At 46.8% G+C, this 15,412-nt stretch carries 17 protein-coding genes and 1 tRNA gene; 3 read left to right on the top strand and 15 right to left on the bottom strand.

Annotated features, from left to right (window positions below):
• Nucleotides 1-65: 65 nt before the first annotated feature.
• Entirely contained in the window at nucleotides 66-920 is an 855-nt protein-coding gene (locus tag EOE67_RS12275) for a 6-pyruvoyl trahydropterin synthase family protein (protein WP_127699374.1), read from the bottom strand.
• Between the two features lie 87 nt (nucleotides 921-1,007).
• Nucleotides 1,008-1,265 (bottom strand): hypothetical protein, encoded by a 258-nt coding sequence (locus EOE67_RS12270; RefSeq protein WP_127699373.1) that lies wholly within the window; start codon nucleotides 1,263-1,265, stop codon nucleotides 1,008-1,010.
• A gap of 141 nt (nucleotides 1,266-1,406) precedes the next feature.
• Here EOE67_RS12270 and fabA point away from each other — a divergent pair, with 141 nt between their 5' ends.
• Entirely contained in the window at nucleotides 1,407-1,919 is a 513-nt protein-coding gene (gene fabA / locus EOE67_RS12265) for a 3-hydroxyacyl-[acyl-carrier-protein] dehydratase FabA (protein WP_127699372.1), read from the top strand.
• Between the two features lie 268 nt (nucleotides 1,920-2,187).
• Here fabA and rmf read toward each other — a convergent pair whose 3' ends face one another.
• From rmf to rlmKL, 5 genes are all read right to left on the bottom strand, one after another.
• Nucleotides 2,188-2,370 carry a ribosome modulation factor gene (gene rmf / locus EOE67_RS12260; RefSeq protein ID WP_068065521.1) on the bottom strand — a complete coding sequence of 61 codons (183 nt, stop codon included), beginning with the start codon at nucleotides 2,368-2,370 and terminating at the stop codon, nucleotides 2,188-2,190.
• Between the two features lie 356 nt (nucleotides 2,371-2,726).
• Nucleotides 2,727-4,430 (bottom strand): DUF3466 family protein, encoded by a 1,704-nt coding sequence (locus EOE67_RS12255; protein WP_127699371.1) that lies wholly within the window; start codon nucleotides 4,428-4,430, stop codon nucleotides 2,727-2,729.
• Between the two features lie 9 nt (nucleotides 4,431-4,439).
• Nucleotides 4,440-6,398, bottom strand: a complete 1,959-nt coding sequence (gene uup / locus EOE67_RS12250) for an ATP-binding cassette ATPase Uup (protein WP_127699370.1) — start codon at nucleotides 6,396-6,398, stop codon at nucleotides 4,440-4,442.
• 3 nt (nucleotides 6,399-6,401) lie between these two features.
• Nucleotides 6,402-6,647 carry a glutaredoxin family protein gene (locus tag EOE67_RS12245; protein WP_127699369.1) on the bottom strand — a complete coding sequence of 82 codons (246 nt, stop codon included), beginning with the start codon at nucleotides 6,645-6,647 and terminating at the stop codon, nucleotides 6,402-6,404.
• 4 nt (nucleotides 6,648-6,651) lie between these two features.
• On the bottom strand, nucleotides 6,652-8,772 hold the full coding sequence (rlmKL, locus tag EOE67_RS12240) for a bifunctional 23S rRNA (guanine(2069)-N(7))-methyltransferase RlmK/23S rRNA (guanine(2445)-N(2))-methyltransferase RlmL (protein ID WP_127699368.1): 2,121 nt from the start codon (nucleotides 8,770-8,772) through the stop codon (nucleotides 6,652-6,654).
• A gap of 229 nt (nucleotides 8,773-9,001) precedes the next feature.
• Here rlmKL and EOE67_RS12235 point away from each other — a divergent pair.
• Nucleotides 9,002-9,078 (top strand) — tRNA-Met (locus EOE67_RS12235).
• Between the two features lie 569 nt (nucleotides 9,079-9,647).
• On the top strand, nucleotides 9,648-10,112 hold the full coding sequence (locus EOE67_RS12230) for a hypothetical protein (RefSeq protein WP_127699367.1): 465 nt from the start codon (nucleotides 9,648-9,650) through the stop codon (nucleotides 10,110-10,112).
• Between the two features lie 420 nt (nucleotides 10,113-10,532).
• On the opposite strand, the gene EOE67_RS12225 is transcribed toward EOE67_RS12230, so the two are convergent.
• From EOE67_RS12225 to flgF, 8 genes are read right to left on the bottom strand one after another with little or no spacing between them, the layout of a single operon-like run.
• Entirely contained in the window at nucleotides 10,533-10,859 is a 327-nt protein-coding gene (locus EOE67_RS12225) for a hypothetical protein (protein ID WP_127699366.1), read from the bottom strand.
• A gap of 17 nt (nucleotides 10,860-10,876) precedes the next feature.
• Nucleotides 10,877-11,422 carry a tetratricopeptide repeat protein gene (locus EOE67_RS12220; protein WP_127699365.1) on the bottom strand — a complete coding sequence of 182 codons (546 nt, stop codon included), beginning with the start codon at nucleotides 11,420-11,422 and terminating at the stop codon, nucleotides 10,877-10,879.
• Nucleotides 11,419-12,147 carry a sigma-70 family RNA polymerase sigma factor gene (locus EOE67_RS12215; RefSeq protein ID WP_127699364.1) on the bottom strand — a complete coding sequence of 243 codons (729 nt, stop codon included), beginning with the start codon at nucleotides 12,145-12,147 and terminating at the stop codon, nucleotides 11,419-11,421. The genes EOE67_RS12220 and EOE67_RS12215 overlap by 4 nt, the downstream gene beginning before the upstream one ends.
• A complete protein-coding gene (gene fliP / locus EOE67_RS12210; protein ID WP_127699363.1) occupies nucleotides 12,144-12,848 on the bottom strand; it encodes a flagellar type III secretion system pore protein FliP in 705 nt (234 codons plus the stop codon). Before fliP ends, EOE67_RS12215 begins: the two co-directional genes overlap by 4 nt.
• Nucleotides 12,841-13,185 carry a hypothetical protein gene (locus EOE67_RS12205; protein WP_127699362.1) on the bottom strand — a complete coding sequence of 115 codons (345 nt, stop codon included), beginning with the start codon at nucleotides 13,183-13,185 and terminating at the stop codon, nucleotides 12,841-12,843. The genes fliP and EOE67_RS12205 overlap by 8 nt, the downstream gene beginning before the upstream one ends.
• Nucleotides 13,182-13,499: a FliM/FliN family flagellar motor switch protein gene (locus tag EOE67_RS12200; protein ID WP_127699361.1), complete on the bottom strand. Its 318-nt coding sequence runs from the start codon at nucleotides 13,497-13,499 to the stop codon at nucleotides 13,182-13,184. Before EOE67_RS12200 ends, EOE67_RS12205 begins: the two co-directional genes overlap by 4 nt.
• Nucleotides 13,496-14,227 carry a hypothetical protein gene (locus EOE67_RS12195; RefSeq protein ID WP_127699360.1) on the bottom strand — a complete coding sequence of 244 codons (732 nt, stop codon included), beginning with the start codon at nucleotides 14,225-14,227 and terminating at the stop codon, nucleotides 13,496-13,498. The genes EOE67_RS12200 and EOE67_RS12195 overlap by 4 nt, the downstream gene beginning before the upstream one ends.
• Nucleotides 14,227-15,408: a flagellar basal-body rod protein FlgF gene (flgF, locus tag EOE67_RS12190; protein ID WP_127699359.1), complete on the bottom strand. Its 1,182-nt coding sequence runs from the start codon at nucleotides 15,406-15,408 to the stop codon at nucleotides 14,227-14,229. The genes EOE67_RS12195 and flgF overlap by 1 nt, the downstream gene beginning before the upstream one ends.
• Between the last annotated feature and the right edge of the window lie 4 nt (nucleotides 15,409-15,412).

Below are 15,412 nucleotides of genomic sequence, written 5' to 3'. Positions count from 1 at the left end.
TTTTGGATAACAACAGAAGATGTACGTCGCGGCGGCACTTTAGCGCCGCGACGAAAAACAGCTGGTTAGATAACAGCTATCGCACCTTTACCCACACCCTCATAAGCAACCACTTTATAACTGCCGGCTTCCCGTTGTTGCAATTGGCCGGCAATATAATCTGCCAGACATTCGACCGTGGTATCACAAGGCACGATTTCACAGTGCGTTTGCGGAATAGTAATTTCAAACTGCCCTTGTGGCGCCTGGTACTGGAAACACCAGTCGCCGTCGTTTGGTTGCAAATAGCGACATTGGTCTGCGGTAATTTGATCTTCAGCGGTTGCCAGATAAATATCCTGCCAGCGTTCGGTCCAATATTTATTCAGCCGTGGCGACAACATGCCGTTATGGAAAATCTCAATGGTTGAGCGGTGACCATGGGCGATGCGCTGACAATTACCATCGTGTTTTTTCAGGCCGTGACTGTAGTGATAATAGAAACTTGCACTCTTTTCCGCACGCAAAGTAAATGTCAGTTTCTGCACATTGGCTGGTAGCAAGGGTTTGATTTGTTCAACCAGAAATGCCGCCACACTGTGCTCGTCAATCGCCAGTGTGTTGATGGCAACGTGCGCTTCAAACGGCGATGCAATTTGAATGGAGCCTCTTGCGCTGTGCCATTGCAGAATATCGGTGTGCTGCTCGCTACGGTGCGTTAAACAGGACGCCTGCGCTGGGTAAGCCAACTTATGATCCACAAGCTGATCAATGGCCTTTTTAATCACTTTTTTCACGCTGCCAAAATCAAACACCATCGAGGTCGCATCTAAATCGCCCTGCAGCTCGACATCAACAATATAACTTTCACCGAGCAAACCCCGTTGCTGACATAAATAGGAAAAATCGATGACGGTTAAATCGCGGACAAATAAAATCATGGTGGACTCAGCTGGTCAAAAAGATGGCGGCATTATACGGCAACTGGCGCGGTATATTAAGCAACTCGTGATTGAACGACGACAAAATTACTTTTTGTGGTCGTTCAACCAGCCGTTCAGTAAACCGATTTGCCCTAATTTGTGCGCGGCGTACATCAGGCGAATGGCATTGCTCATCAGCAAACTATCATTCCACTGCGTTTTCGCCTGAATTTCTTCGTAGCAGGCTAAGGCTTCCGGCGTCAGATAACCGCGAAGCTCTTTACGGCCAGATTGTTTTTGCCGATCCCGATACCGCTGTTGCTTTTCAGCATTACTCAGGCTTTTTTTTGCTTGTTCTGTCATGCAATTGATCTCATTGTCAGGTTAAGCTCAGCGTTTGTGGCAAATTTTCTGCTGCAGTTGTTGATTATATGACTAATCGGACTTGTTTAGCGTACAGCTGTTCGCTAAAGTGACAAGCAATTTTTTTCGGATCAAACATACATGACTCAGAATAGCTTTACAAAAGAAGAATTAATCGCATGTGGCCAGGGTAAATTGTTTGGACCTGGTAACAGTCAGTTGCCGGTTGCCAACATGCTGATGATTGATCGTATTGTGCATATTTCAGAAGAAGGCGGTAAATATGGCAAAGGCCAGATTATCGCTGAATTCGATATTCATCCTGATTTGTGGTTTTTTGCCTGCCACTTCGAAGGTGATCCGGTGATGCCAGGATGTTTAGGTCTGGATGCGATGTGGCAGCTGGTTGGCTTTTTCTTAGGCTGGACCGGTGGTCCTGGTAAAGGCCGCGCTTTAGGCGTAGGTGAAGTGAAATTCACCGGTCAAATTTTGCCAACCGCGAAAAAAGTTACCTACACCATTGATATGAAACGTGTTATCAAGCGCAAATTGTATATGGGCATTGGTGATGGTGTGGTGAGTGTCGATGGTCGCGACATTTACGCCGCTGAAGAGTTAAAAGTAGGATTGTTTCAGGATACTTCGAACTTCTAATCTAATTGCCTTAGCTTTTAAAAAACCTTTACGCTTATCCCCAAAATCATTGAATATGCAAAGGCCGCGGTGGAACCGCGGCAACTGAACGAATCTGGAACGCCAGTCCGCCCCATGAGCATAGCTGTCTATGCGATGGGCCGGGTTGGCGCTCCAATGAGTGAAGGCGGCCAACATCCCTGCATTTTCAAGGATGAAGGGGATAAAACGACAAACCCCACCAATGGTGGGGTTTCTGTTGATGGGCGCTCAATAAGCGCCAGGATAGTTATTGACCTTTACTAAACAAACCGCCACCGCGGTCTTCCATCGCCTCGCGATATCCCCCTAACCACTGCGAGCGCGCATCTAAATTCTGGTACGGACAAATTTCTTTAGAACGGCCTGTTACACCAGCACGGTAACCTTGAGCATGAGCACGTTCCAGACGATCACGTTTTTGTCTTTTCATACGGCAGTCTTCCTCAACTGTATTATTTAACCAACAGTGCCTCAAACATTGCGTCTGAACACTGTGATTAATAGATAGCTGTTGTGGCGTAAAGGTTCAACCCAAATCTGCAGCGATAACACTTGACAACAGCTAACGACCTGAACTTGATTACAATTTGAAGAAAAAATAATGAAATTTTTTTTGTAATTTTTCGAAAATATTTCAAAAAGTACAAAATTACTGCTCTTTATTACTGATCTTCATTGCTGCTGTGCAGTCTTTTGGCATGCACTACATCCAACTACGCAATCCCATAGTAAACAAAAAGCCACCCGAAGGTGGCTAGCTTTCATCTGCTCCCGAGCTTGCAGCGCTTAGCTCGAACGACGACGTAACAGCGGAAACAGGGATAATAGCAACCAGCCAAAACCCAGGCCACCGCCCTGACGTTCGTATCCTTCTTCAACAACTGTCGTACAGTTGTCAGGAGTACCATTTGCGACCGGGGTTAATTGCACCACTACAGCCACCTCTTCTATGATAGCGTTGCCAGCGGCGTCTTTAATAATGTCACCTTTCAAATCACGGGCTTCTGTCTTTTTGGTTGCGGTCGCGACAATGACATTTTTATCGTTGATATCTTGCGCCGCAATCACTGTAAAACCTGAGTTGCATGGCAACAGTTTATTGAGGTCATGAAAGCTGTCGGTCGTCAGATCGTACCAAAAGCCCACCTGGCGAATTGTTGAAGAACCATCAGTATATGCACTGGAGATCCCTACAACCTGATTGTTATTGTTGATGGCAGCCGGTACGACCGAAGCCGAGGCAAACAAATCTTTCGGGAAAGTGATTTTTTGCGTGTTCATATCGTACACAAAAAACCGCTCTTGATCGTAATTGACCCGTCTGACCGCAGAACCCACAATAATGTTTTTGTTGTTAATCGAGGTTGCACGAGAGCCTTCCCACTCTTTCAGGTCGAAAAATGTGACAAGTTCAGTACCTTGAAAAATCGTGGCCTGATATGCGGTGAAAACTTCATCACGGAATGTTCTCGGGTTATAACGAATATCGGTACTGTCGGTATAGACTGACATCCCCACCACAACACCAGCATCGTTTACATCATTAGGAACACTGGCATAAAGCACTGGTGCGTAGTCGGTTCTGGTATGAGGTAAACCGGTTTTTTTGTCGCCTAAATATCCGTACTTAGTCGCCGGCCCCGGTTTGCCATTGGCATCCAGTGTCCAGACTAAACCAGCCATGTCGTAAGGCGCCGAGTTTACATTTGATATAAATTGATAATAGCAAAGTGCTTTTGGCTCAGTCGCGCCATTGCAGCTGGTGTTGATTGATGTTGCTGTTGCTTCCGCCAGACTTACACTACCAGTTCCAACAACAATACCGCTATTGCTAATCGCCTTAGGAACTGAAATACCACCACCATATTGGGTGTAAATTGGCAACAATGGGTAACGGCTACCGTTGTTCAGCACCATCCCCAGCACTGAACCGCTTTCTGGCACCCACAATTGTTTTGTTACCGGATTAGGTATAGCCTCAGTGGCTGCTGGCGTAAATGCCTGCTTTACAAAAGGTGCACTACCGTAACCAAGCATGGTGCCGTTATCAGTAATATCCAGCAGGTATTCATAGTTGGTCTGTGGTGCTTTGGTTTCACGCAGTTTGATTTGTTGGCGAATGTCATACCGGATTGGAAAAGTACCGGCAAAACGCTGAACTGTATAGTCCGAAATATTGCTGTTCAGATAAAACAGCAGCGCCTGTAAAGCTTTGGCGTTGACATTGCCTTTTTTAACTTCTTCAATCTCAGCTGCGGATAAACTACCGGTAATGCTGGCGTTAGCATAATTCACTGCGGCCAGATCAACCGGGTAGTTAAACTGGCCACTCGCCGTACCAACTGTTTGATTATTATTGTTAATGCCGGCAGCAAAACTTGATTTATAACCTTCAACAAGGCCAAGTTCTGCCACCTGATAGACTTCAGCCTGGCTCGCAAATACCGCTAATGCTGGTAACATTGCGAAAAAAATAGGCGTTAATTTCATTCAAATCCCCTACGACTGCTGATTTAGTGCTTCTAATTGTTCCCATCGCTCATATGCGTGCGCCAGCTTCGACTCAGTCTGCTGTAATTGGTTCAATGTAGCTTCGGTGGCATCGGCGTTCTGCCGGAAAAAATCTGGATTATTCACCTTTGCCTGCAATGCTGTTAACTCTGCATCCAGTGCTTCAATTTGTGCAGGCAATAATTCCAGTTCACGTTTTTCTTTGTATGATAACTTCTTACCGCTCTGAGCTAAAGGCTGCGCAGCGGTTTCTGGCGTCGGTTTTGTAATTAATTGTGCCGATTCTGCTGGTTTTTCAACAGCAACTGCCACAACAGACGGTTTTTGTGCCCGTTGTTGCTGCGAAGCAAGATAACGTTGCTGATAGGCAATCACATCTTCATAACCACCAGCGACTTCAATCACTTTACCTTCACCGGCAAACCATAACGAACTGGTCACGGTATTATTGACAAATTCCCGGTCGTGGCTGACCAGAATGACGGTACCCTGATACTGCTCCAGAATGTCTTCCAGCAGCTCCAGTGTTTCCACATCCAGATCGTTGGTCGGTTCATCGAGGATCAGTAAATTGCTGGGTTTGGCAAATAACCGCGCCAGTAATAAACGGTTTTTCTCACCACCTGATAACGCCCGCACCGGCGTTCTGGCGCGTGCTGGTGGAAATAGGAAATCCTGCAGATAACTCAGCACATGGCGGCTCTGCCCATTTTGCATAATTTCCTGCCGCCCTTCGGCCACGTTGTCCTGCACCGTTTTATCTAAATCAAGCGCCATTCGGTGTTGGTCAAAATAGGCAACTTCCAGATTGGTACCGCGCTTGATGTCACCACTTTGCGCCTGATACTCATCCAGCAAAATTTTAATTAAGCTGGATTTTCCAACACCGTTTGGCCCGATTAACGCCACGCGATCACCGCGCATCAACAGTAAGTCAAAATCAATCAGTACCGGTTTACCGTCAAACGCCAGATTTAAGTGTTTACCTTCAAACACCAATTTGCCGGATTTCGCCGCTTGTTCGATGGCAAAATCGACTTTACCCAGCTGTTCGACCCGTGCCGCGCGTTCTTTACGTAGCTCTTTCAGCGCCCTGACCCGACCCTCATTACGGGTGCGGCGGGCTTTAATACCCTGACGGATCCAAACTTCTTCTTCGGCCAAACGTTTATCAAACAGATGGTTATGCTGCTGCTCGACTTCGATCGCTTTTTGTTTGCGCTCGAGATACTCGGCGTAGTTGCCTGGATGCGAGGTGAGAATACCGCGGTCTAAATCGATAATGCGGGTTGCTACAGCGCGGATAAAGGCTCGGTCATGCGACACAAATATAATGGCGCCGGGGAAACTGATTAAAAACTGTTCCAGCCATTGAATGGCAGCAACATCTAAGTGGTTAGTCGGTTCATCCAATAACAGAATGTTTGGTTTGCCAACCAAAGCCCGCGCTAACGCCGCTTTACGCAACCAACCGCCCGACAACGAAGCCAGCGTAGCTTCCGGATTCATTTCAAACTGTTCACAGAGCTGTAAAATCCGAGCTTCTAATTGCCAGCCGTCACGGGCGTCGAGTTCAGTTTGTAAATCACCAAACTCGTTCATCTGCGCGTCGGTGGCATCATGCAGGTGATCAGACAGCTCATAAAAATGCTGCAGTTTTTCAGCTAAATCGCCAGCGCCTTCGCGGATAAAATCGGCGATTTTCACGTCAACCCGCGCTGGCGGATCTTGCTCCAACCGGCTTAATAACACATTGTTTTGTTTAACAATCTGCCCATCGTCGAGATTTTGCTGACCGGTCAGCAATTTCAGCATGGTGGATTTGCCAGCGCCATTACGGCCGACCAGACAAACCCGCTCGCCGACAAACAAACTGAAATCGACTTTATCCAGCACCGGGTTGGTACCAAAGGCTAAGCTAGCCTGTTGAAAACGTAATAATTCCACGCCTTACTTTCCTTGCAAACTGTGCTCGTTGATAAAGTCGCGAAGCGAATTTTCATCAAACGGCCAGTATAAATATAAAGAACCTGCACCCAGCACCGGAATGCTGGTGCGAAACTTGGCAAATGCCACCGGATCATCAACGATATCCAGTACGGTAAAAGACAACTGCTGCTGCGTCAGTAAACTTTGCGCTTCTTCACACAAATGACAGCCCCAGGTGCTATACAAAACCAGTGGTGTTGCACTCATTCGGTCAGACCCGCGTCAACTCGAAACAAACGTGAATGTGCGGATTACGTTTAAAGTCTTCCGGCAAACTGGCCGCCGAAATATCTTTGACCTGCCAGCCAGCTTGTTGTAGCGCTTCATAATCGAGCTTAAAGCGCCGTTTGTTGTTGGAAAAAATCACTTTGCCGCCGGTACTGACCAACTTTGACAGCATATTCAAAAGCTTAACGTGGTCACGCTGTACATCCCAGGTGTCTTCCATCCGTTTTGAATTAGAAAAGGTCGGTGGGTCAACAAAAATTAAATCAAACTGATTTTTACAGCCATGCAGCCAATCGAGCACGTTTTCCTGCACAAACTGATATTGCTTGCCAGCCAGAGCATTTAAATCAAAGTTACGGCGAGCCCAATCGAGGTAAGTGTTCGACATGTCGACCGTAGTGACCGAACGCGCACCACCAATAGCCGCATGCACCGACGCTGTGCCGGTATAAGCAAACAGGTTCAGCACCGCTTTGCCTTTGCTTTGCTGTTGGATCGAATGACGGGTAATACGATGGTCCAAAAATAAACCGGTATCGAGGTAATCACGCAGATTGACCAGGAATTTCGTACCGTATTCAGTCACTTCCTTGTACTGAGCGGCTTTGGCGAGTGCCTGATACTGATCTTTGCCTTTTTGTTTTTCGCGAACTTTCAGCACCATTTTATCGGTGTGAATACCGAGCACTTTCGGAACTAGGTTCACAATATCAAACAGACGTTTTTGCGCGATGGCTTCGTCGACATTAGAAGGAGCTGCGTATTCATGCACCACCACTTCGCCGTCGTACCAGTCCACCGCCACGTTATATTCAGGAATATCCGCATCGTATAAACGATAACAAGTCAGCTGTTCGCGTTTGGCCCACTTTTCCAGTTGCTTGACGTTTTTCTTTAAGCGGTTGGCAAAGGAGTCACTTTCGGCGAAAAACAACGCTGGTGCAGCGGTTGCACTCACTTGCACTTGTTGTTCGGTTAAGTCAAAAATGCTGAATTCACAATCCAGCGGACCGTTAGCAAATTTGTAGTTTTTCAGTTTAGAAAGCTTCAGTGCCCGCAGTAAATCCCCGTTGGAGGTGATCACCGCCAAACGCCAGCCCTGAAAATGCTGTTTTAAGCGCAAAGAGAAATCGGCATACAGTGGAATAAGCGCAGGTAAATCGCCTAAGCGCTCGCCATAAGGTGGGTTGGTAACAATCACACCATTGCTGACGCCTTCGATGGCCGTAAGCTCGGTGGCATCACCCTGGCGGAATTCAATCACATCACTTAAACCGGCACGATTGGCGTTTTGCTTGGCTTTATCGAGCGAACGTGCATCCAGATCAGAACCAATAAACCTTACACCAGCGGCCAACGGCTTTCTGGCACCTAAGGCTTCAGCGCGTAATTGCTGTAATAACGAATTGTCAAAATCGGCCATTTTTTCAAAGGCAAATTGCGGACGTTTTAAACCAGGAGCGATATTGCGGGCCATCAGTACCGCTTCAATCAATAAGGTGCCGCTACCACAGAATGGGTCAAACAGACTTTGGCTGTATTGCCAACCGGAGCGGATCAGCAGCGCAGCAGCTAAATGCTCTTTTAGCGGCGCTTCGCCCTGCTCTTTACGGTAACCGCGTTGATGCAAAGATGGACCAGAAAAGTCCTGCACAAAATAGAAGTGGCTGCGTTCCATCCGCAGTTGAAAACGCACATCCGGATCCAGCCGGTCGACATTCGGCCGTTCGCCGGTTTTATCGCGGAATTGATCGACGATAGCGTCTTTAATGCGCATCGCGCCAAACTGAGTATTATCGATGGTTGGATGTTTACCGACGCATTCCACCGCCAGACTTTGGTGGAGCTGCATATGTTGCAGCCAGTCAATCTCGTTGGCAGCTTCATACACATCGGTGGTTGCATCGACGGCAACCGCATGGATCTGACGCATAATCCGGGTGGCCAGCCTGGACCACAAACATAACCGATAAGCAGTGTCGAGTGTGGCGGTAAAACGCACCATCCCTAAACCCAACTTCACTACTTCGCCGCCATGTTGCTTAATCTCAATGGCTAACACTTCTTCAACCCCTTTCGAGGTTAAGGCCCAGAATTCCTGCATAGTCGCACCCTTTTCGCAAATTGGCCGGCATTATAGCAGAAGCAACTATAAGTACGCCGCGCGAATTTGCCATGCTGATTCAGAATAAACACCCTGATTTTGCGAAATCAGCGCTTATTTAAGCAGATCGTAGATTAAAGCAGCAGTCAGTTGCTAAATCGCAATTAGTTGTGATTTGTTGCTTGCATCGTTGGCCTAAAAACCATAAGATGCGCCCCGCAATGACGGACGCGGGATGGAGCAGCCTGGTAGCTCGTCGGGCTCATAACCCGAAGGTCGTCGGTTCAAATCCGGCTCCCGCAACCAACTTACTTAAACGCCGACTTGATGTTGGTTTTTTTGTGTCTGCGATTCAGTGATTTGCCTTTTGTTATATCGAGTTCTTGCATAAAGGTCGTCGGTTCACCCTTCACAAAAACCGTGCGGCTCCCGCAACCAACTTACTTTAAAGCCGACTTGATGTCGGTTTTTTTGTGTCTGCGATTCAGTGATTTGCCTTTTGTTATATCGAGTTCTTGCATAAAGGTCGTCGGTTCACCCTTCACAAAAACCGTGCGGCTCCCGCAACCAACTTACTTAAAAGCCGACTTGATGTCGGTTTTTTTGTGTCTGCGATTCAGTGATTTGCCTTTTGTTATTTCGAGTTCTTGGATAAAAGTCGTCGGTTCACCCTTCACAAAAACGGGCGGCTCCCGCAACTAACTTAGTAGCCGACTTTGTGTCGGCTTTTTTAGAGCTGGACTGGACAGCCACTGCTCAACAATCCCTTCATTTCTTAGAGTAGGACAACCATTTTTCGAATAACTCACACACTTGATAATTAATATTTATGCAACCACAGTTCAGGCTCAAAAATAGATTGTCAGGATGACATCATGCCAAAACCGCGTTACACACAAATCGCCCTGAGCGAAACGCCGCTTTATCACTTAGCTTACCGCTGCTTGCGCCGTTCATTTTTGTGTAATGGAATCGATGGTTTTAACTTTCGGCATCGTCGAGAATGGATTGCCGAGCGATTTCGACTGCTGACAACCATGTTCGCAATTGATGTGGCGTCTTATGCCGTGATGATGAACCATTATCATGTTTTGGTAAGAGTTCATGTCGAAAAGGCCGCAATGTGGAGTGCAGATGAAATCTTTGGGCATTGGAGCATTCTGTTCCAAGTCCCTGATTTGAAGAAGCCGTTTCTTGCAGATCATCTGATTGAGTTAGAAGACATTCAAGCTGCTGAAAAAATGATAGAAATCTATCCAGAGCGCTTAACCAGCACCCCTTGGTTTATGCGCTGTTTGAATGAGCATATCGCGAGGCTTGCTAATTTTGAAGACATATGAAGCGGCAGGTTTTGGGAAAGACGCTTTAAGTTTCAAGCAATTTTGGATGAATCGGCTTTTATTAACACCATGGTTTATATCGATTTAAACCCTATCCGCGCAAAGATTGCTGAAACGCCAGAAAGTTCTGAATTTACAAGCATTGCCGAGCGGATTGCGGAGAGAAAAAGCAAAAACTGTAAAATGCCGAGTTGCCGGTTACGGCATTTATCCGCACATCTTGCACTCACGCGCGACCCAACGCCAAACCCGCTTGTGCGTTGAATAAACCAAACCAGAACCCGCGATGACATTTGTCACAAAAACCTCAGACGACAACAATGTTTATAAGCAATGCTTAAAGCAAAAATAACAAAAGCTTTTGGAATTGTTTAGCGAAAAAATGAAATATTTTTTAAATTGAATGAAATTATGGGGAACTTATGACTGTAGAAGTTTCTGTAACCTGCTAATTTCTTTAGGATTTTCCAGAATTGCTTGGCAAATCCGCCGAGAAAGCCTGACATACTCAGGAGCGGTGTCATCGACGAGCGAAAACTTTTCAGCCAGTACGTGTTTAGTCAGGCGCATCGCCAACCAAGGTAAACGTTGTTCGGGCGGTATTGCTGCAAGTTCAAGCCGCCATTGCGTGGGTAATTCAAGAGAGCCGACTGTCGGCTGCGGTGCAGCAAGTTGAGATTTCGCTGCACGACCAGTGCTGGAACGCACTGGACTTACTGAACTTGGCTTGTCGATTTTATTAACCATGCAGCAGCGTCCCGTAATTAATGTTTTTGCTGATAAATTTCCAGCAGGATTGAACTGATCTCACCCGATGTCGCCGTCGAGACCGCTTCGCTTGTTGTGTCAGCTTCGTCCAACGGCAAGTATTGACGCAAGGAAAGCAGGTTTTCCCATACTGCTGGTAACATATCTGATTGCGTTTGCAGAGCTGCCAGCTTTTCATCAAAGGTAGCAACTGGTTGGCTAAATAGGTTTACCAACAACTCACCGATCATCCCATAAGTGCCTCCGGCCAAAAGCAGTGGCTGCAGTAACACTGGGATCAAAGCAAATTGTTCAGTTTTAAAACAGCACAAAATGTATTGTAACCGCGCTAAGTGGAACTCAGGTTCTAGCACCAAAGCAGTGGCGAAATCATGCATCGCGTCAGTAAAATTCTGTAATTCTGCGGTTTCCGAGCCGCGCATAAAATATAATACCGCAGCATAAGGAAACTGGTTCAGCGCTTGCGCTAAGTCTGCAGTCACATCGTCATTACGGCCCATTTTTGCTGCACAAAGCTGAATGTATTCTTCTAATGTGTTCACGCTGGAATTCCTGATAATTGAAAAAATTCATCGTCATTATCGACGTCGGTTTCGGCTTTGTTACTTCGAAGTACAGCAAGTGCCGCTTTATGTAACTGACTAACACGACCTTTACTGATCCCGAGCATGTTGGCAATGGCGGTAAAATCCCAATCCAGCTGATATCGAAATAACATGATGCTTTGCATCGGATCCGCAAGACGGAGCAATTGATCCATGTAGCGGATCTTTAGGCATGACAATTCGGTAGACGAGTAATAATCGCCATAAATCCACGACTGTGGATGTTCAACCATGGTATCGCTAATTAAATAAGCGGTCGCTAACTCTTCGATACTGTCTTTAAGCTCGACCAGCGGTTTTGCGGATATCACATCGTCATCAACAATCTCATCGCCGCGACTATAAGCGGCATGAAATTGCGCACTATCGTCGCTATAGCGAAATACCTCGTTGAGGATTGCACCTTTCACCCGAAAACGCGCAAACATGACAAATTTATAACCCAATTGCGGATCAAAATGAGCGATTGCTTCTAGTAAACCAATCGCTGCGTATTGGCGGAAATCTTCGATATCAGCAAGCGACAAGAACAACTTATGTTGCCAAGATTTGGCTTCATTTTTTGACCATGGATGGTAATGGCAAAATATCCAATCTCGCGCAGTTTGCGAGCGGTCTTTGCACCATGCCTGCCATTGCAATTGTTCTTGTTCGCGCATCATTGAAAACTACTCACCAATGATTGACTGACCAAAGCCCAGCCATCGATCAGCACAAAAAGCATAATCTTAAGCGGCAACGAGACGGTGATCGGCGGCACCATCATCATACCAAGTGCCATCAACACACTCGAAACCACCAGATCTATGAGCAAGAATGGGATAAATATTACAAAGGCCATTTTAAAAGCCGTGGTCAATTCGCTTAATAAAAACGCTGGAACTAATTCAGCAAATTTAACCTCATTCGGACTCGCCGGCAGCGGCTGTCCGGACATCGACGCGATAGCAACAAAGTCTTGTTCACGCGTTTGCTGGATCATAAAACTTTTGAATGGTTCCAACGCCGAAGTCACCGCTTGCGCAGCATCGATGGAACCTTGACTAAATGGCACCCAACCTTGCTGCAACGCCGCATCAAAAACCGGGCTCATGGTATAAAAAGTCAGAAACAACGCTAACGTCATCAGCACCAAATTTGGCGGCGTTTGCTGCAGGCCCAGCGCTTGGCGCAATAAAGACAGCACAATTAAGATGCGGGTAAAAGCGGTCATTGCTATCAAAAAAACCGGAATAAATGATAATGCCGATAGCATTAAAAAAGTTTGCACTTCCGGTGCTAACTTATCCACACTGCCGATAATGCTTTGTAATAGCGGGTCGACCGCTGGTAATTGTGCAGCCGCTTGCATAGGCTCAGCCATGATGCACTCCTGAATGATGAACTGTTGATACTACCTCGACGTTTGCCACTGGTACGACAGCCTCTGATGAAGGCTGAATTTTGTCGAGCAGTACAACTTGCCCTGCAGTTTCAAACACCCGATATTCAATCCCATCCAGCGAAAAACGATGGAGAAACACGCCACGAGCCAAGGCATCTCGTTGGTAGACCGAGCCTTTTGCAGTAAACTGCCGCGTGCGGATTTTGCGTTGCGCCCATAACCAAATCGCAATAAGGACAACACACAGCAAAACCAACAGCAGTAACTGACTAGTACTCAGTATGTCTTGTTGGTTAAAGGGTAGACCACTACTCATGCTATACGCACATCGCTCGCCACTTCCGTGACTTCCAACGCAAACTTGCCATCTTGCGCAACCAAACGGCCACGTGCGACCACTTTGCCATGCAAACTCAGCTCAATCGGTTGGTCGATATCAGCACCAAGCCCAATAATATCGCCCTTTTTCAGCGCATAAAGTGTCGCTACACTCATGGTACATTGGCCAATGTGACCGGTTAATTGCACTTCGACATCACCCACCAGCCCGAGATCAACGGGTAACAGTGCGTCGCCGCTTGGTGCAGCATCAACTTTGCTGTACTCAACAGCAGAAACTGGTTTACTCATTTATTCACCTTTTGAATTTGTTCTAAATACAGCGCTTTTTCTTCAGCTGAAGCGACGAGATAGCCTTCAAGCGCCAGACCTGGCAACTGCAATTTCCACGTGTCATCAAGAGACTGCGCAAGCTGTAACACCATGCCGGGCTTTAACGCTTTGATTGCGCTGATACGCATCAACGGACTCTTCACCGTTAACGGGAAAGTGACTGAGTGCTGGTACAACGCATCAATGAGCCGGAACGCCGGTAATGTTGTTACCCTCAAGGCCGGCAACAAGGCTTGGACTTGTTTTTCGTGTAACCGAAACACAAAGTGGATTGCATTTAATTTAAGAGCAATCTCAACTACAACTTGCTGTTCATCGAGATTGACCGGTACAAAACGCTGCAGCCAATCATTGCACATTGCTAAAGCAAATTGCCCGGTGGTGTTTTGCGCCTCAGGATCTTTGCTCAGTCGCGCCGGCTTTACTGCCGCTAATTGGCAAAGATAAACCCGCAAAGCATCAAGCTGGACCGCAGCGTCTGCAGCCAACCATTGACAGCCATCACGCGGCGAACCCTTGGTATTTAAGGGCAGCTGTGCAAACAACTGCTGATTAAAACTCAACTGCATGTCAACATCGCCAGGCAGCCAAGCCTGTGCCCACTCATTGGCCAAAGCGGCCAAATTAGTGTGCACCAGTTGTTGTTGCTCAGCAGTGAAAACACCAGGACGACGGATCGCCATCATTAACGACCCCGTGTATTTTCAAACAGTTGGTCAAGCATTGAGTTGGCCACGTTTAAAATTTTTGAACTGGCTTGATAACCCCGTTGGATGATGATCATATCGGCGAATTCTTTGGATAAGTCAACGTTCGATAACTCCAAGCTCTTTGTCGCTATAGCGCCAAAACCAGCTTTGCCAGCTTGACCGATAATAGCCTCAGACTTGCCGACTAAACGGAACACTGCGCCGTCAACTTGTTGCAGTGCATCTTTGTTATTAATTTCCATCAACGCAAGCGCAGGACCGTCTTTACTAACGCCATTGGAATAACGCAGTTTCACCACACCGCCTTCGTCAAAGGTCACGTCTTGTAATGAACCTGCTGGTGCGCCATCTTCAACTTTTGCCACTAATGACGAGGTTGTGCCGGTCGAAATTGAGGTCGACTTATTAAAATCACCAGGATTCCCAAACTCGAACTTCACTGGTGTGTTGCCACCGTATGAATCTTTTAAATCAAACGACAGGCTATTAAAGCCGCTGGTTGGAGTGCCGTCGGCAGAGAAACGAATTTCACCACTGTGGACTGCGGTGCCGTCATCCTTGGTGATAGTGACAGTCCACGCACCAGGAATAGTCGTGTGTTTTTCAAATTTGGTTTTTAATTTAACTTCTTCACCTAACTTGTTGTAAGTGGTGATGCTGGCGATCTCATGCGCCGCCGTAGAACCCGTCGACAAATTGCCGCTGAAATTCACTTTAGTGGTTGGTTTCGCAGCGATTTGGCGATATGAAGACAAATCCAGCACGCCTGGTTGATTTGCTGAATTGAGAACAGCGACTGCAGCATTACTAGAGCGCTCAACCAAAATTCCTTTATCGTTAAAGGTAAATTGGCCAGAACGGGTGAATAGGGTTTCGCCATTTTTTAGTAAGGTAAAAAAGCCCATCCCGTTAATTGCAAGATCTGTGCTATTGCCGGTTTGGCGGATCTCACCATTGGCAAAACGAAAGCCTAAGCCAGAAATCTCAACTCCAGCACCTGGGTTTGAACTACCACTGCCTTGCGACAAACTGCGATAAAAACTATCAGCTCCACGAAAACCTGGAGTATTCATATTCGCGATATTATTACTGACGTTATCCAAGCTTCGAGAGAACGATAACATGCCAGAGAGGCCTGTATAAAAAGATTGAAACATTTAA

Source organism: Rheinheimera riviphila (genome assembly GCF_004005945.1).
In the GTDB taxonomy this organism is placed as follows: Bacteria; Pseudomonadota; Gammaproteobacteria; order Enterobacterales; family Alteromonadaceae; genus Pararheinheimera; species Pararheinheimera riviphila.
Note: the sequence above shows the minus strand (reverse complement) of the source record. Positions and strands in the feature narration are given on the sequence as shown.

What these genes read in the sequence shown, in the direction of transcription:
- EOE67_RS12275 (WP_127699374.1), bottom strand. Translation starts at nt 920, where the DNA reads ATGATTTTATTTGTCCGCGATTTAACCGTCATCGATTTTTCCTATTTA.
- EOE67_RS12270 (WP_127699373.1), bottom strand. Translation starts at nt 1,265, where the DNA reads ATGACAGAACAAGCAAAAAAAAGCCTGAGTAATGCTGAAAAGCAACAG.
- fabA (WP_127699372.1), top strand. Translation starts at nt 1,407, where the DNA reads ATGACTCAGAATAGCTTTACAAAAGAAGAATTAATCGCATGTGGCCAG.
- rmf (WP_068065521.1), bottom strand. Translation starts at nt 2,370, where the DNA reads ATGAAAAGACAAAAACGTGATCGTCTGGAACGTGCTCATGCTCAAGGT.
- EOE67_RS12255 (WP_127699371.1), bottom strand. Translation starts at nt 4,430, where the DNA reads ATGAAATTAACGCCTATTTTTTTCGCAATGTTACCAGCATTAGCGGTA.
- EOE67_RS12245 (WP_127699369.1), bottom strand. Translation starts at nt 6,647, where the DNA reads ATGAGTGCAACACCACTGGTTTTGTATAGCACCTGGGGCTGTCATTTG.
- rlmKL (WP_127699368.1), bottom strand. Translation starts at nt 8,772, where the DNA reads ATGCAGGAATTCTGGGCCTTAACCTCGAAAGGGGTTGAAGAAGTGTTA.
- EOE67_RS12230 (WP_127699367.1), top strand. Translation starts at nt 9,648, where the DNA reads ATGCCAAAACCGCGTTACACACAAATCGCCCTGAGCGAAACGCCGCTT.
- EOE67_RS12225 (WP_127699366.1), bottom strand. Translation starts at nt 10,859, where the DNA reads ATGGTTAATAAAATCGACAAGCCAAGTTCAGTAAGTCCAGTGCGTTCC.
- EOE67_RS12215 (WP_127699364.1), bottom strand. Translation starts at nt 12,147, where the DNA reads ATGATGCGCGAACAAGAACAATTGCAATGGCAGGCATGGTGCAAAGAC.
- fliP (WP_127699363.1), bottom strand. Translation starts at nt 12,848, where the DNA reads ATGGCTGAGCCTATGCAAGCGGCTGCACAATTACCAGCGGTCGACCCG.
- EOE67_RS12205 (WP_127699362.1), bottom strand. Translation starts at nt 13,185, where the DNA reads ATGAGTAGTGGTCTACCCTTTAACCAACAAGACATACTGAGTACTAGT.
- EOE67_RS12200 (WP_127699361.1), bottom strand. Translation starts at nt 13,499, where the DNA reads ATGAGTAAACCAGTTTCTGCTGTTGAGTACAGCAAAGTTGATGCTGCA.
- EOE67_RS12195 (WP_127699360.1), bottom strand. Translation starts at nt 14,227, where the DNA reads ATGATGGCGATCCGTCGTCCTGGTGTTTTCACTGCTGAGCAACAACAA.
- flgF (WP_127699359.1), bottom strand. Translation starts at nt 15,408, where the DNA reads ATGTTTCAATCTTTTTATACAGGCCTCTCTGGCATGTTATCGTTCTCT.